This window comes from Ruegeria marina (assembly GCF_900101475.1).
Classification (GTDB): Bacteria; Pseudomonadota; Alphaproteobacteria; order Rhodobacterales; family Rhodobacteraceae; genus Ruegeria_B; species Ruegeria_B marina.
The window spans coordinates 289,321-305,116 of record NZ_FMZV01000004.1; the positions used below are offsets into that span (position 1 = coordinate 289,321).

Here is a 15,796-nt window from a genome sequence, read left to right on the forward strand (position 1 = left end):
ATGAGCCGTTTCGCCGCCCCCATCGCCGAGCAGATCTGGGACATGAAGTACCGCTTCAAGCAGGCAGACGGCACCCCGATCGACCTGACGGTCGAGGACAGCTGGCGGCGCATCGCCCGGGACCTGGCCAAGGTCGAAAAAGACCCAACCCATTGGGAACAGGTGTTTTACGAGGCGCTGGAAGATTTCAAATACCTGCCCGCAGGCCGCATCACCGCGGGCGCCGGCACCGCCCGGCAGGTGACCCTGTTCAACTGTTTCGTCATGGGTACCATCCCCGACAGCATGGGTGGCATCTTCGAGATGCTGAAGGAGGCGGCGCTGACCATGCAGCAGGGTGGCGGCATCGGTTACGATTTCTCGACCATCCGCCCGCGCGGCGCCGACGTCAAAGGCGTGGCCGCCGACGCATCCGGCCCCTTGAGCTTCATGGACGTCTGGGACGCCATGTGCCGCACCATCATGTCGGCAGGCAGCCGCCGCGGCGCGATGATGGCGACCATGCGCTGCGATCACCCCGATATCGAGCAGTTCATCGCCGCCAAATCCGACCCGGCCCGCCTTCGCATGTTCAACATGTCGGTGCTGGTGACCGATGCTTTCATGGAGGCGGTCAAGGCTGACGGTCCGTGGGAACTTCAATTCGACGGCAAGATCTATCACACGGTCCAGGCGCGCGACCTGTGGAACCGGATCATGCAGGCGACCTATGACTATGCCGAGCCGGGCGTGATCTTCATCGACCGCATCAACGCGGCCAACAACCTCAACTATGTCGAGACCATCGCCGCCACCAACCCCTGCGGCGAACAGCCCCTGCCGCCCTATGGCGCCTGCCTGCTGGGCTCGATCAACCTGGCGCGCCTGGTCAAGAACCCGTTCGAAGCCGGGGCCAAGCTGGACCCCGAGGCGCTGCATCAGCTGGTCGCCACCGCCGTGCGGATGATGGACAACGTGGTCGATGCGTCGAAATTCCCGCTGCCCGAACAGGCCGCCGAGGCGCGGAACAAGCGCCGCATCGGGCTGGGCGTCACCGGCCTTGCCGATGCGCTGCTGATGCTGGGCCTGCGCTATGGCAGCGACGAGGCCGCCAAACAGACCGGGGACTGGCTGCACGCCATCGCCCGCGCCGCCTATCTGGCCTCGGTCGATCTGGCCCGCGAAAAAGGCGCCTTTCCCCTGTTTGACGCCGGGAAATACCTGGCCTCCGGCAACATGATGCAGATGGACGAGGATGTGCGCGAGGCGATCCGCACCCATGGCATCCGCAACGCGCTCCTGACCTCGATCGCGCCCACCGGGACCATCTCGCTTTACGCTGGCAACGTCTCCAGCGGGATCGAACCGGTCTTTGCCTATGCCTATACCCGCAAGGTGCTGCAAAAGGACGGCAGCCGGACCGAGGAAGAGGTGGTGGATTACGCGGTGCAGATGTGGCGCGACAAGTTCGGCGACACCCCCCTGCCCGACTATTTCGTCAACGCCCAGACGCTGGCCCCCGCCGATCACGTGCGGATGCAGGCGGCGGCGCAGAAATGGATCGACAGTTCGATTTCCAAGACCATCAACTGCCCCGAGGATATCTCGTTCGACGAGTTCAAGGACGTCTACATGTTGGCCTGGGACCTGGGCTGCAAGGGCTGCACCACCTACCGGCCAAACGAAGTGACCGGCTCGGTTCTGACCGTGTCGGAAAGCGCCGACACCGCGCCCGGGGAACGCGCCAATGCACCGCACGGGACCGAGAGCGGCGACGTCATCTACATGTCCGAGCCGCTGGACCGGCCCGAGCATCTCGAAGGCAACACCTACAAGATAAAGTGGCCCGACAGCGAACACGCGCTCTACATCACCATCAACGACATCATCGTCGCCGGCCGCAGGCGCCCCTTCGAAGTCTTCATCAACTCCAAGAACATGGAGCATTTCGCCTGGACCGTGGCGCTGACCCGGATGATCTCGGCGGTGTTCCGGCGCGGCGGCGATATCAGTTTCGTGGTCGAGGAACTGAAGGCCGTGTTCGACCCGCGCGGCGGTGCCTGGGTCAAGGGCAAATACATTCCGTCGATTCTCGCGGCCATCGGCGGCGTGATCGAACAGCACCTGATCGCCATCGGTTTCCTCGAAGGCGAAGGCATGGGCCTGAAGACGGACCCGCAGGCGCAGGTGGTGAACGGCGACCAACCGCGTGGCAAGGCCTGCCCCAGCTGTGGTCAGTTCGACATGGTGATGATCGAAGGCTGCATGACTTGCCGTAGCTGCGGCCACTCCAAGTGCGGTTAGGCCCGCGCAGGAAAACATTAGGTTCTTGCGAGGCTCCGCCTCGCGCTCCGGAGTATTTTTCACCAGAAAGAAGCCCGAACGCGCTTCCGCTTCTTTCTGGTCCGAAATACTCCGGGGGAGTCACCGAAGGTGACGGGGGCAGCCCCCCCTAACGCGCCAGCCGGTCCAGAAGCAGTTCGAGAGCCTGTCTGTCACCCGGATTCAGCGGCGCCACCCGGCTCCGCCAGAGCGTTGCCTGGCTGCGCAGGATCAACCCGTCGCTCAGGATCTTGAGATGGTTGGCGCGCAAGGTTTCCCCGGTCGAGGTGATGTCGGCAATGGCTTCGGCGGTCTCGTTCTTGACCGTGCCTTCGGTTGCGCCCTGGCTGTCCACCAGCGTGTAATCCGCAACGCCGGCATCCGTCAGGAAATCGCGCACCAGGCGGTGATATTTGGTCGCGATACGAAGCCGGTGGCCGTGCCGAGCCCGGAATCCGGCGGCGGCGGCATCAAGGTCGTCAAGCGTATCCACATCGGCCCAGCAGGCCGGTACGGCGATGATCAGGTCCGCCTGTCCGAAACCGAGTTGTGCGATCTCCTCGACCTGCTGCTCCCAGAGCGGCAGCTTCTCCAGCACCAGATCCGTGCCCGTTACCCCCAGGTGGAGGCGCCCTGCGGCCAATTCACGCGGGATTTCACCGGCCGATAGCAACACAAGGGAAACGCCGTCGATTCCGTCGACCCGCCCGGCATATTCCCGGTCCGATCCGGTGCGGCTCAGGGTGATGCCGCGTTTCTCGAACCAGGCAAAGGTCTTGTCCATCAGCCGTCCCTTGGACGGCACCCCGAGTTTCAGGCTCATGTCACGGCCTCCGACAACAGCAGCATCAGGCCCGGGCGCAGCACCCCGCCCACCGCCGGGATCTCGGCGCCGTGGCCCAACTGCCGGGTTAGCGCGTCATAGCGCCCGCCGGTGGCGATGGGCGGCAGGTCGGGACGGCGTTCGGCATAGAAGCCAAAGACGAAACCGTCGTAATATTCCATCGAGGTACGCCCGTAGGAGGCTTCGAAATCGAGCCGGTCCACATCGACGCCACGCGCGCGCAGGGCGGCGATCCGCGCCTCCAGCCGGTCGAGTGCGGGAACGATCTGAGGCAGGTCCACCGAAATGTCACGCAGGTGCTCCAGCGCAAAGGGCATGGTTTCGCGCACGGACAGCAGTGCCTCCAGCCCGGCCATCTCGTTGTCCGAAATCGGCGCTGCGGCGGCATCGGCCCGCAGAATGGCGATCCGTTCCTCGACTTCGGCGCGGTCGCGCTTTCCGATCTCGGGCACGCCGCCTTGCAGCGGATCATCGGCCGCCAGCAGCGCCGCGCGCGCCGGGGGCACGGGCGTCCGGCCGGCGTAGCGGTCGAGCAGAGCCCGGAACCGGCGCGGCCGCCAGAGGTGGCGCATCAGGGCAGCCTTGCGCGGCGCGGTCGTCTTCAGCCCCTGTACTGCCGCCATAAGGATGCCGATATCGCCTGTCGCGGCGCGCAACTCCAGCCCCTCCAGCGCCTCGGCGAACAGGGCAAAGACCTCGGCATCGGCGGCGGCGGGATTGGTGCGGTCGAAGACCTCGTATCCCACCTGAATGTATTCGTTGGCGCGGTCGGGGTCGTGTTCCTGTCGCCGGAACACCTCACCGGCATAGGTATAGCGGGCGGGTTCGGCCCCGTGTTCCATGTGCTTCTGCACCACCGGCACGGTGAAGTCCGGGCGCAGCATCTGCTCGCCCCTCAGCGCGTCCGAAGTGACATAGGCGCGGGCGCGAATATCCTCGCCATAGAGGTCGAGCAGGGTTTCGGCCGGTTGCAGGATGGGGGTCTCCACCACCTGCGCGCCGACCGCCTCGAACCGCGCGCGCAGCTGCGCGGCCTGCTCCAGAATGCGGGCGCGGGTGATCATCCCGCCTGCCCCGCCAGAATCTCGCGCACCTTGGCCACCAGATCGGAACGGGCGACCTCGTACTGGCCGGGGCGCTCCTTCCATTCTTCCAGCGTTGCACTGGCGGCGATCTGGGCGCCCAGGATCAGGTCCTTGATCTGCACCACGCCATTTGCCTTCTCGTCGCCGCCCTCGATCACTGCAACGGGAGAGTTGCGCTTGTCGGCATATTTGAGCTGGTTACCGAAGTTCTTGGGATTGCCCAGGTAGACCTCGGCGCGGATTCCGGCGTTCCGCAGCTCGGCCACCATCGCCTGATAATCGGCCATGCGGTCGCGATCCATCACCGTGACCACGACGGGGCCATGTTCCACGGCCTGAATGCGGCCCTTTTCCCGCAGTGCGGCGAGCAGGCGGTCGACGCCGATGGAGACGCCCACGGACGGAACGCTTTGGCCGGTAAAACGTGCAACAAGATCGTCATAGCGCCCGCCGCCCGCAACCGAGCCGAACTGCCGCTTGCGGCCCTTTTCGTCCAGGATTTCAAAGGTCAGTTCGGCTTCGAAAACGGGACCGGTGTAATAGCCGAGGCCACGCACGACACTGGGATCAATCCTAATACGGTCCGCTCCATAGCCTTGCGCGCCGAGAAGCTCAAAAATCTCTCGCAATTCATCGATCCCTTGGAAACCAATGACGGAATTTCCAACAATCCTCTTTAAGTGATCAAATACCCGCGTGTTCCAAATATTCAGCGCATCGGGATCGTAGGCAACTGGATCCGCCTTAAATTCGGGCGATACCGCGTATCTAGCGTTGTCCAACTGCGTGCCACGGTCGTTATTTCCCTCGTCGTAAGCCCGACTTGCTTCAAGCGAGAGCTCATCCTGAACAACATTGAAATAGTCGATAAATTCGAGCACAGGCCGCATTTGCGCTTCGCTCAACCCCACACCATCAATGAACGCGCCCGAGGCGTCGAGCCGTCCTTTGCCCAACAACTCACTCACTCCATCGGCACCAACCTTGTCGAACTTGTCGATGGTGCGCAGCACCGCGGCGCGCTGGTCGTCGTCGACCAAGCCCATGGTTTCCAGCACCCCGTTCAGAACCTTGCGGTTGTTCACCCTCACCACATAGTCGCCGCGCGGGATGCCGACCCCTTCCAGCGTGTCGCTGAGCATGGCGCAGATCTCGGCATCGGCGGCCATGGACGCGCTTCCAACCGTGTCCGCATCGCATTGATAAAACTGGCGATATCGGCCCGGACCCGGCTTTTCGTTGCGCCAGACCGGCCCCATCGCGTAGCGGCGATAGGGGGTCGGCAGGTCGTTGCTGTGCTGGGCATAGACGCGCGCGAGCGGCGCGGTCAGGTCATAGCGCAGCGCCATCCAGTCGCCGGCGCCCTCCTCCTCGGATTCCTGCCAGGCAAACACGCCCGCGTTGGGGCGGTCCACGTCGGGCAGGAACTTGCCCAGCGCCTCGACCGTCTCGACCGCGCTGCTTTCCAGAGCCTCGAAGCCGTAGCGATGATAGACCCCCGCGATGGTGCGCAGCATCTCGGTCCGCTGCGTCACCTCGGCGCCGAAATAGTCGCGGAACCCTTTGGGCGTTTCGGCCTTGGGGCGGGGCGTTTTCTTGGGCTTGGCCATGGTGGGAGTCCTTGGGCGTTCTGTTCCGCGCGCGGTCTAGCCCAAGGCCCGCCCCGGGGCAAGGCGCAGTGCGGCCGCATCGGTGCGTTGCCCTGTCACTCGGTTGTTTTCAGATGTCCGCAAAGCTTCCGGAGCGTCCCTTTCCGGCGGCGAAGCGGGCCGCACCGGCCCGGCCTTCGGCAATGAAGGCGGCGGCGGAGTTCCATTCGCGGCGCAGCGCGGCGGCAAGGGCCGCGGGGTCCATGCGCGCGGACAGGTGGTCCGCAAGCATGCAGGCCTGCGGAAACCGCGCCAGATCACGCGCCAGATCAAGGGCGGTGGCAAGCGCCTGCCCCTGCGGACAGGTTCGGTTGGCAAAGCCCAATGCCAGCGCCTCGTCGGCCTCGACCGCGCGGCCCGTGAGGATCAGGTCGCTGGCCCGCCCCTGCCCGAGGATGCGCGGCAGGCGCACGGTGCCGCCGTCGAGCAGCGGCACGCCCCAGCGGCGGCAGAAAACGCCCGTGACCGCCCCTCGGGCCATCACCCGCAGGTCGCACCAGGCGGCCAATTCCATGCCGCCGGCCACCGCCGGGCCTTCGATCGCGGCGATCACCGGTTTCGACAGCATCAGCCGCGAAGGTCCCATTGGTCCGGGCCTGGGATAAACTGCCGGGTCGGACCAGTCCGCAGGAATGTAGAGCGATTCAATCCAGGTATCCGCGTCCCCTGAACCCGCCGCCTTGAGGTCGAACCCGGCGCAGAAATATCCCCCTGCCCCGGTCAGGATGGCGATGCGCTGGTCCGGATCGGCTTCGAAGTCGAGAAACGCCTCGTAGAGCGCGCGGGCGGTGGCGGGGTCCACCGCGTTGCGCGCGTCGGGTCGGTTGATAGTGACGATGGTGATGCCGTCTGTGCTGTCGGTGATGATGCTCATGCGCAGTCCTCCATCGTCAGAATGACGCCTCACCCGAGGGGCTGGCAAGACCGTTGTTGCGCCTGTAAGGGAGAGGAAGACCGCGAAAAGGACCGAAAACATGCAGCATCTCGAAGAGCGCATCGCGCATCTGACGCGCACGGTGGACGAACTGAGCGACATCGTGGCGCGGCAGCGGGACGAGATCGACCGGCTGGCGAAACGGGTGGAAATGCTGATGCAGCGCGAGGCTGACAGGGTCGCGGAAGGTGGCGGCGGGGTCATCCTGGGCGACGAGCGACCACCGCACTATTAGAGTTAATGTACGCCGTTCTGGCCGTTTTATACTGCGCTTGCGGGCTGGTTTGACCGTTTTGTACAGGGGATCGGGCGCGGATATGGCGCCGTTCCGCGCCCCGCTCAGACTCTCACTTCGGGACCGGCGTTGCGGGTCAGGAGCTCCTGAACAAGCGGGTTCGGGAAGCGCCGCCGCTGGGTGACCGCGTAGAAGGTTTCGCGAATGCGCGGGTGCGCGCGCGCCTCGACCAGCCGACCCGAGGTCAGCTCGTCCCGGACCACGATCGGGGCGACCAGCGCCAGCCCGATATCCTCGCGCGCGAGAAGGCGCATCATCGCCATGTCATCCACCTCGGCCACCACCTGCGGGCGGACCCCCAGCCGGCTCGCCATGGCGTCGAAGGCGGTGCGTACCGTGCTGTCGGTGGTGGGCAGGATGAAGGGCTGTTCGGTCAGCAGCGCCTCGATCGGGCGGTCGGGATCCAGCCGGGCTGGGGTGCCCACGATGCTCACCGGCTGTTCGGCGACATGATGGGTCTCGTAGGGGGTCAGGCTGTCGTCGGGGGGTTCACGGTTCATCAGCACCACGTCGAGGTTCAGCGTCCCCAGACCTTCGAGCAGTTCGGTCGGGCTGCCCGAGCGCAGGATGACCTCGACATCCTCGCGTCCCAAAATCGGGCGCAGGAAGCCGATCTGGAAGTTGCGCGACAGCGTGGCCTGCGCCCCCACCCGCAGCGCCTGCCGGGTGCGGCCGGTCTCCCGAAGCGTCGCCACCAGTTCCTGGCCGGTGGCAAAGATCGCGTCAGCGTGGTCAAGCGTGATCCGGCCCGCCTCGGTCAGGTGCAACTGGCGGCCGCGCCGTTCGAACAGGGCATGGCCCAGGCGGTCTTCGAGCTGCTTGATCTGCACCGACAAGGCCGATTGCGACAGATTCAGACGCTCGGCGGTGCGGGTCAGGTTGCCGTCATGGGCGACGGCCCAGAAATAGCGCAGGTGGTGATAGTTGAGTGGCATATCGTTCTATTTAAGCGAACTATTTTCATCAAACAATGTATTTTTATTGATTCCAGCGATGGCCTAGGTCCAGCGCAAAGGGCTGTGCCCACAAGGATCGAAGGGAATTGCCATGTCATATCTGTATCTGCCGCTGCTGGGACCGCTGATCCTGTTCGCTGTTGCGCTGCATGCCGGCCGCAATCCGGGCTCGCGTCCGGGGCGGCTGCCGAAACTGGCCGAATGGGCGGCGCTGGCGGGGCTTGCCGTGGCTGCGGGCGCGGCGCTGCTCTTGGTGCTGAAGGGGCCGGGCACCTCGGGGCTGATCGGGGTCTGGGGGATCGGGCTGTCGGTGAGGCTGGACGCGGTCAGCGCGACGATGCTGGTTCTGGTCAGTTTCATCGGCTGGATCGTCCTGCGCTACAGCGCCACCTACATGGATGGCGAAGCGCGGCAGGGCGCGTTCACCGGCTGGATGGCGGCGACGCTGGCGGCGGTGCTGCTGCTGGTGATGTCGGGCAACCTGGTGCAGATGCTGGCGGCCTGGATGGCGACCAGCCTGACGCTGGGCCGGCTTTTGCTGTTCTACCCCGAGCGCACGACCGCGCGGCGCGCGGCGCGCAAGAAGGCCGTTGTGGCGCGGCTGAGCGAGGTGGCGCTGGCGGGTGCGGTGGTGCTGCTGGTCGCGGTTCATGGCACGACGGATATCGCCGCGATCCTGGGCGCGGTGCAGCCCGGCTGGGCGACCATGGCGGCGGCGGCGCTGCTGGCGCTGGCCGCGGTTCTGGCCTCGGCCCAGTTCCCGGTGCATGGCTGGCTGACCGAGGTGATGGAGGCGCCCACGCCGGTCTCTGCCCTGCTGCACGCGGGCGTGATCAATGCCGGTGGCTTCCTGCTGATCCGGCTGGCCGATGTGATGCTGACAGCACCCGGCGTGATGGCGGTGCTGGTGATGCTGGGCGGGCTGACCGCGCTGTTCGGCGGGCTGGTGATGCTGACGCAACCGGCGGTCAAGACCTCGCTGGCCTGGTCCACCATCGCGCAGATGGCCTTCATGATCATGCAATGCGGGCTGGCGCTGTTCCCGCTGGCGCTGCTGCATATCGTGGCGCATTCGCTCTACAAGGCGCATGCCTTCCTGAGCGCGGGCGAGGCGGTGCGCAACGTGGCGGCGATCCGGCGGCCCGGACCGGTGGCGGTGCCCAGCGCCCGGAACGTGGTGCGGGCCTTTGCCATCGGCATCGCGATCTACGGGCTGGTCGGGCTGGTGTTCGGTTTCGATGGCAAGTCGGTGCAAGCCATCGCGCTGGGGGTGATCCTGATCTTTGGCGTGGCCTACCTGCTGGCGCAGGGCTTTGCCGATACCGCGCCGGGGGCGCTGACCCGGCGGATGGTGATCTATGCCTCGGTCACCTCGGTCAGCTATTTCGTGCTGCAACTGGTGGCGCTGCATGTGACAGCCGGGGCACTGCCGCCGGTGCCCGCGCCGGGGCCACTGGAATGGGCGCTGATCGTCCTGGCCCTGATCAGCTTCGGCGTGGTTGCCGTGGCGCAGGCCACCTTCCCGCTCTGGGCCACGCATCCGGCGGCCGCCGGCATTCGGGTGCACCTGTCCAACGGGCTTTATGCCAACGCGATCTTTGACCGGCTGCTGGACGGCTGGTCGAAGCGGACCCCTGCCTGAACCGGAGACGAGAGAGATGTTTGCAAAGCTTGAAACCCTGCCCGCCCCCCTGCTGGAGCTTGTCGCCGAGGCGAATGGTGCGGCCAGGGCCATCCCGCCGCTGTTTCCCCTGTCGGCCAGCGTGGCGGTGAACCCCTTCCTCGGCCAGTCGGGCGAGCCGCTGGCGGTGACCGCAGCGCGGCTGGCGCGGGTGGCAGGAACCCGGATCACGCCCGAGCGCAGCGTCTGGACCGGGAAATTCGCGGCAGGCGAGATCCTGGAGGCCGACCTGCTGGCGGCGCTGGAGGCAGCCGAACCGCGGTTCGGCAGGCTGACCCTGGCGGATGTGAAGGCGGCACTCGGGGGCGAGACTGCACCGGCAGAGGCACTGCCGACGGTCGCCGATCTGGCCGCCGACGTGTCCGGGATCGACTGGCCGGGCCTGATCGAGGAGCGGATCGGCGTCTGGGCGGCCAGCCATTTCGACCAGGGACAGGCGCTGTGGCAACCGGCGCGCGCGGGCGGGGCCTTTGCCGCCTGGCGCGAGTTTGCCAGCCGCGACCTGACGCCGGAAATCCACGGGCTGACAGGCTTTGGCGCCTTTGTCGCGGCGACCAATCGGTCGCACTGGCGGGCGATCGGGCGGGCTTGCGAGACGCTGGAAGTGAGCGCGCAGGCCGCTGGCACCGCGTTTCACCGCTGGCTGATCACGCTGAGCGGCTGGGCGCAATATGGCCGCTACCTGCTCTGGCAGGCCGAACTGGAAGGGGCGCAAGACAATACGGTGACGGAACTTCTGGCCATCCGGATGGTGTTCGACGAGGCGCTGTTCGGACTCTATGGCGCGCAGATCGCCGACCGCTGGGCCGAAACCGTCGCCGCTCATGAGGCCCCGGTGACCCCGGCGCATGAGATTGCGGTGGACGCAATCTGGCAGGAGGCCGCCGAGCGGGCGGCGCAACGCAGGCTCTCCGAGACGCTGTCCGCTGGCGCGGCGCGTGCCCGGCAGGGGCGACCCGAGGTTCAGGCGGCTTTCTGCATCGACGTGCGCTCCGAAGTCTTCCGGCGGGCGCTGGAGGCGCAGGACAGCGGGATAGAGACCATCGGCTTTGCCGGGTTCTTTGGCCTGGCCAGCGCGCATCGGGCGGCCGGGTCGGACGTGGTCGAGGCGCGGGGGCCGGTGCTGCTCAGGCCCGGCGTCCAGTCGCAGGCGGCAGAATCCGGCGAGGCCGATCTGAGCCGCCGCTACGCGGCGCGGGCCGGACGGGCCTGGGGCCGCTTCAAGCTGGCGGCGGTGTCCTCCTTTGCCTTTGTCGAGGCGACCGGCCCGGTCTATGCGGGCAAGCTGGTGCGCGACGCGCTGGGGCTGGGCAAGGCGGCCAAGGCGGACCCCGCGCCGCAGCTCGACCCGGCGATCGGGCCAGAGGCGCGGGTTGCCATGGCGCGGACGGTGCTGGGCGCAATGTCACTGACGGGTGGCTTTGCACGGGTGGTGATGGTGGCCGGTCATGGCGCGGACGTCACCAACAACCCGCATGAAAGCGCGCTCCAATGCGGTGCCTGCGGCGGCTATGCGGGCGATGTGAACGCGCGGCTGCTGGCCGGGCTGCTGAATGATGCCGAAGTGCGCGCCGGGCTGCGGGCGGACGGGATCGAGATTCCCGCCGATACTGTGTTCCTGCCGGCGCTGCATCATACCACCACCGACCGGGTGACGCTCTACGATCAGGACCTGCCGTCCGATACCTGGGCGGCCGATATCGCACGGCTTAGGGGCTGGCTGGAGGCCGCAGGACAACTGGCGCGCGCCGAGCGCGCCGCCCGGCTGCCGCGTGCCAAGGGCGGGGCGGATATCGCACGTCGCGCGCAGGACTGGGCCGAGTTGCGCCCCGAATGGGGGCTGGCGGGCTGCCGCGCCTTCGTCGCCGCGCCGCGGCACCGGACCGAGGGCAAGGGGTTGGCGGGACAGGCCTTCCTGCACAGCTATGACTGGCGCAGGGACGACGGTTTCGGTGTGCTGGAACTGATCATGACCGCGCCTGTCGTGGTCGCCAGCTGGATCAGCCTGCAATATTACGGTTCGACCGTGGCCCCGGCCCTGTTTGGCGGCGGCAACAAGCTGTTGCACAACGTGGTGGGCGGCATCGGCGTGCTGGAAGGCAATGGCGGCGCGCCACGCCCCGGCCTGCCGTGGCAGTCGGTGCATGACGGCGAGCGGGTCCAGCACGAGCCGCTGCGCCTGTCGGTGGTGATCGAGGCGCCGCGCGCGGCAATGACCGATGTGCTGCGGCGGCATTCCGGTGTGCGGGCGCTGTTCGACAACCGCTGGCTCCACCTCATTGCGATGGACGAGGCGGGCAATCTGGCCTGGCGCTATGACGGCGATCTGAAATGGGTGCCGTTCGCAACGGAAGGCCAGGCAGACCGGGCGATCGCTGCCGAGTGAGGCACCGAGCGCCCAATGCGCGGCGGCGACTCCCCCGCCGCCGCGCGAATTTGCCGAGAGCATCGGAGGGTGCTCAGATCTCCTCGACGTCCAGCACCCCGTCGAGCGACTTGATCGCGCCCTTGATCTGGGGGTTGAGGGGGAAATCCTGGCCCAGGTCCATCTCGACCTCGCCGGGCAGACCGGGGTCCATCAGGCAGAGCTGGATCGGGCCGCGGGCCGCGTTGCGGGCGGCATTGGCGGCTTCGGCCAGAATATGGGCGACGGTGGCCACGGCGCTGGCATCGTCCATGAAAACCCGCAATCCGGTGGCACCGGCCTCGGCCACCACGGTATCGGCGGGACCGACCGAGCGGGCGAGCAGTTTGAGCTGATCGGCCTCCATCGTCGCCTCGGCGGTCAGCACCACATGGGCGCCGGTTTCGAGATAGTCGCGGCTTTTCTCCAGCACTTCGGAGAAGAGCGTGACCTCGAACGCGCCGGTGGGGTCGGACATCTGGGCAAAGGCAAAGCGGTTGCCGCGGGCGGATTTGCGTTCCTGCCGCCCGGCGACGACGCCCGCCATCTTGGCCAGCACCGGGCCGGAACGGGCCTGTTCGGTGACCTCGTCCAGCGTCAGCACGCCCCGGCGCTTGAGCGCGGGCATGTAATCGTCGAGCGGATGGCCCGAGAGGTAGAAGCCGATGGCCTTGAATTCCTCGGACAGGCGTTCGGCGGGCATCCAGTCGGGCACGGCGGCGAGACGCGGTTCAGGCAGGTCGTCGCCCGCCTCGCCAAACAGCGAGACCTGGTTCGACGCCTTCTGGTCGTGGATGGCAGCGGAATAGGCGCTGAGCGCCTCGATGCTCTCGAACACCCGGCGGCGGTTGGGGTCGAGCTGGTCGAAGGCCCCGGCGCGGGCGAGCATTTCCAAGGGCCGCTTGCCGACTTTCTTCAGATCGACCCGGCGGGCCACGTCGAAAAGGTTGACGAAGGGTTTCTGTCCCCTGCCCTCGACCACCAGGCGCATCGCCTCGACGCCCACGTTCTTGAGCGCGCCGAGCGCATAGACAAGCTCTCCGTTCACCACGTCGAAGGTCGCCTGCGAGCGGTTCACGCAGGGCGGCACGTAAGGCAGGCCCAGCCCCTTGCGGACCTCCTCGAAATAGACCGCCAGCTTGTCGGTGAGGTGGATGTCGCAGTTCATGACGCCCGCCATGAACTCGACCGGGTGGTTGGCCTTGAGCCAGGCGGTCTGGTAGCTGACCACCGCATAGGCGGCGGCGTGCGATTTGTTGAAGCCGTAGTTGGCGAATTTTTCGAGCAGGTCAAAGACCTCGCCCGCCTTTTCCTTGGTCACGCCGTTGGCTGTGGCCCCTTCGATGAACTTGGGGCGTTCCTTGGCCATTTCCTCGGCGATCTTCTTGCCCATGGCGCGGCGAAGCAGGTCGGCGCCGCCAAGGCTGTACCCCGCCATCACCTGGGCGATCTGCATCACCTGTTCCTGGTAGACGATGATGCCTTGCGTTTCCTCGAGGATGAAGTCGATCGAGGGGTGGATCGAGGCGATCTCGCGCACCCCGTTCTTGACCTCGCAATAGACCGGGATGTTTTCCATCGGCCCCGGGCGGTAGAGCGCCACGAGGGCGACGATATCCTCGATACAGGTGGGTTTCATGCGCTTGAGCGCATCCATCATGCCCGAACTTTCCACCTGGAACACGGCGACGGTCTTGGCAGCGGAATAAAGCTTGTAGGTGGCCTCGTCCTCCAGCGGAATGGCGTTGATCTGGTTTTCGGCCCCCTCGGCGGGCTCGTAGAGCTGGCGGCCGTCGGCGGCCACATGCAGCGGGCGGCCCGACTTGAAGATCAGGTCCATCGCGTTCTGGATCACGGTCAGGGTTTTCAGGCCGAGAAAGTCGAACTTCACCAGCCCCGCCTGTTCCACCCATTTCATGTTGAACTGGGTGGCGGGCATGTCCGAGCGCGGATCCTGGTAGAGCGGCACCAGCGCGTCCAGCGGCCGGTCGCCGATCACCACGCCGGCGGCGTGGGTCGAGGCGTTCCTGAGCAGCCCCTCGACCTGCTGGCCATAGGTCAGCAGGCGGTCGACCACCTCTTCCTCGCGGGCGGCATCGCGCAGGCGCGGCTCGTCGGCCAGCGCCTTTTCGATGCTGACGGGTTTCACCCCCTCGACCGGGATCATCTTGCTGAGGCGATCGACCTGGCCATAGGGCATCTGCAGGACCCGGCCGATATCGCGCACCGCAGCCTTGGACAGAAGCGCACCGAAGGTGATGATCTGTCCCACCCTGTCGCGGCCGTATTTCTCCTGCACGTAGCGGATCACCTCTTCGCGCCGGTCCATGCAGAAGTCGATGTCGAAGTCGGGCATCGAGACCCGTTCGGGGTTGAGAAACCGTTCGAAAAGCAACGAATAACGCAGCGGGTCAAGGTCGGTGATGGTCAGCGCATAGGCCACCAGAGACCCCGCGCCCGAGCCCCGCCCCGGCCCCACAGGTATGTCATGATCCTTGGCCCATTTGATGAAGTCGGCCACGATCAGGAAGTAGCCGGGAAAGCCCATGCCCTCGATGATGTCGAGCTCGAAATCGAGCCGCTTCTGATACTCCTCGACGCTGACCGCGTGCGGGATCACCGCAAGACGGGCCTGCAAGCCCGCGTTGGCCTGGCGGCGCAGTTCCTGCACCTCGTCATCGGCGAATTTCGGCAGGATCGGCGCGCGCTTGTAGGCCATGAAGGCGCAGCGGCGGGCGATCTCGACAGTGTTCTCGATCGCCTCGGGCAGGTCGGCGAACAGCGTCGCCATCTCTTGCGGCGATTTCAGGTAATGCTGGGCGGTCAGGCGGCGGCGGCCTTGCTGCTGATCGACATAGGCGCCCTCGGCGATGCAGATCAGCGCGTCATGCGCCTCGTACATGTCGGCGGTGGGGAAATAGACATCGTTGGTGGCCACCAGCGGCAGGCCCTTGGCATAGGCCATCTCGACATGGCCGCGTTCGGTGAGCCGCTCGGCCTCGGGCGCGCCGCCCTCGCCCGGGTGGCGTTGCAGCTCGATATAGAGCCGGTCGGGGAACATGCCTGCCAGTTTGTCCACCAGCGCCTCGGCCGCCGGGCGCTGGCCCTGCTGCAACAGCCGCCCCACCGGCCCGTCCGGCCCGCCGCTGAGACAGATGAGCCCCTCGGAATGGGTGGCAAGCTCGTCCAGTGTGACCTGCGGCAACTGCCCGCCTTTATCCACATAAAGGCAGCTGTTGAGCTTCATCAGGTTCTCGTACCCCGCCTCGGACTGCGCGAGGAGCACGACCCCTGCGGGCGGTTTCGACTTTTCCCCCGGCATGGGTGTGACATAGGCCAGCGAAACCTGGCAGCCGATGATCGGCTGGATGCCCGCGCCGCTGGCCGCAACCGAGAATTCCAGCGCCGCAAACAGGTTGTTGGTGTCGGTCACCGCCACCGCCGGCATGCCCATCTTTTCACAAAGCGCGGGCAGTTTCTTGAGCCGGATCGCGCCTTCGAGAAGCGAGTATTCGGTATGCAGGCGGAGGTGGATGAATCGGGGCGTGCTGCTCATGCCCGGGACGATAGGCGATCCGGATCAGGGGCGCCACGGGGGATGTAACAACCCTGGCGAAAACCCCGATTGCGGGACGCCCGGGAATGGC

The 15,796-nt window shown here is 66.3% G+C and carries 10 protein-coding genes; 4 read left to right on the forward strand and 6 right to left on the reverse strand.

The window, feature by feature from the left end:
• Positions 1-2,283: an adenosylcobalamin-dependent ribonucleoside-diphosphate reductase gene (locus tag BLT75_RS08125; protein ID WP_093029591.1), complete on the forward strand. Its 2,283-nt coding sequence runs from the start codon at positions 1-3 to the stop codon at positions 2,281-2,283.
• 148 nt (positions 2,284-2,431) lie between these two features.
• On the opposite strand, the gene hisG is transcribed toward BLT75_RS08125, so the two are convergent.
• From hisG to BLT75_RS08145, 4 genes are all read right to left on the reverse strand, one after another.
• The gene (hisG, locus tag BLT75_RS08130; protein WP_093029593.1) at positions 2,432-3,124 is read right to left on the reverse strand and encodes an ATP phosphoribosyltransferase; all 693 of its coding nucleotides are present in this window, start codon (positions 3,122-3,124) and stop codon (positions 2,432-2,434) included.
• Positions 3,121-4,209, reverse strand: a complete 1,089-nt coding sequence (locus BLT75_RS08135) for an ATP phosphoribosyltransferase regulatory subunit (RefSeq protein ID WP_093029595.1) — start codon at positions 4,207-4,209, stop codon at positions 3,121-3,123. The genes hisG and BLT75_RS08135 overlap by 4 nt, the downstream gene beginning before the upstream one ends.
• Positions 4,206-5,840: a histidine--tRNA ligase gene (locus BLT75_RS08140; RefSeq protein WP_093029597.1), complete on the reverse strand. Its 1,635-nt coding sequence runs from the start codon at positions 5,838-5,840 to the stop codon at positions 4,206-4,208. The genes BLT75_RS08135 and BLT75_RS08140 overlap by 4 nt, the downstream gene beginning before the upstream one ends.
• 109 nt (positions 5,841-5,949) lie before the next feature.
• Complete coding sequence (locus BLT75_RS08145) at positions 5,950-6,753, reverse strand: crotonase/enoyl-CoA hydratase family protein (protein WP_093029599.1); 804 nt, start codon at positions 6,751-6,753, stop codon at positions 5,950-5,952.
• A 100-nt stretch (positions 6,754-6,853) separates the two neighbouring features.
• Between BLT75_RS08145 and BLT75_RS08150 the strand changes: the two genes are divergently transcribed.
• Positions 6,854-7,048: a SlyX family protein gene (locus BLT75_RS08150; protein ID WP_093029600.1), complete on the forward strand. Its 195-nt coding sequence runs from the start codon at positions 6,854-6,856 to the stop codon at positions 7,046-7,048.
• A 104-nt stretch (positions 7,049-7,152) separates the two neighbouring features.
• Here the strand turns inward: BLT75_RS08150 and BLT75_RS08155 are convergent, their stop codons facing one another.
• Positions 7,153-8,043: a LysR family transcriptional regulator gene (locus tag BLT75_RS08155; RefSeq protein ID WP_093029602.1), complete on the reverse strand. Its 891-nt coding sequence runs from the start codon at positions 8,041-8,043 to the stop codon at positions 7,153-7,155.
• Positions 8,044-8,155: 112 nt separating this feature from the next.
• Here BLT75_RS08155 and BLT75_RS08160 point away from each other — a divergent pair, with 112 nt between their 5' ends.
• Both BLT75_RS08160 and BLT75_RS08165 read left to right on the forward strand, forming a co-directional pair.
• Positions 8,156-9,706 (forward strand): proton-conducting transporter transmembrane domain-containing protein, encoded by a 1,551-nt coding sequence (locus tag BLT75_RS08160; protein ID WP_093029604.1) that lies wholly within the window; start codon positions 8,156-8,158, stop codon positions 9,704-9,706.
• A 16-nt stretch (positions 9,707-9,722) separates the two neighbouring features.
• Positions 9,723-12,131, forward strand: coding sequence for a YbcC family protein (locus BLT75_RS08165; protein ID WP_093029605.1), 2,409 nt, complete (start codon positions 9,723-9,725; stop codon positions 12,129-12,131).
• A gap of 73 nt (positions 12,132-12,204) precedes the next feature.
• On the opposite strand, the gene dnaE is transcribed toward BLT75_RS08165, so the two are convergent.
• Positions 12,205-15,705 (reverse strand): DNA polymerase III subunit alpha, encoded by a 3,501-nt coding sequence (dnaE, locus tag BLT75_RS08170; protein WP_093029607.1) that lies wholly within the window; start codon positions 15,703-15,705, stop codon positions 12,205-12,207.
• Positions 15,706-15,796 lie beyond the last annotated feature (91 nt).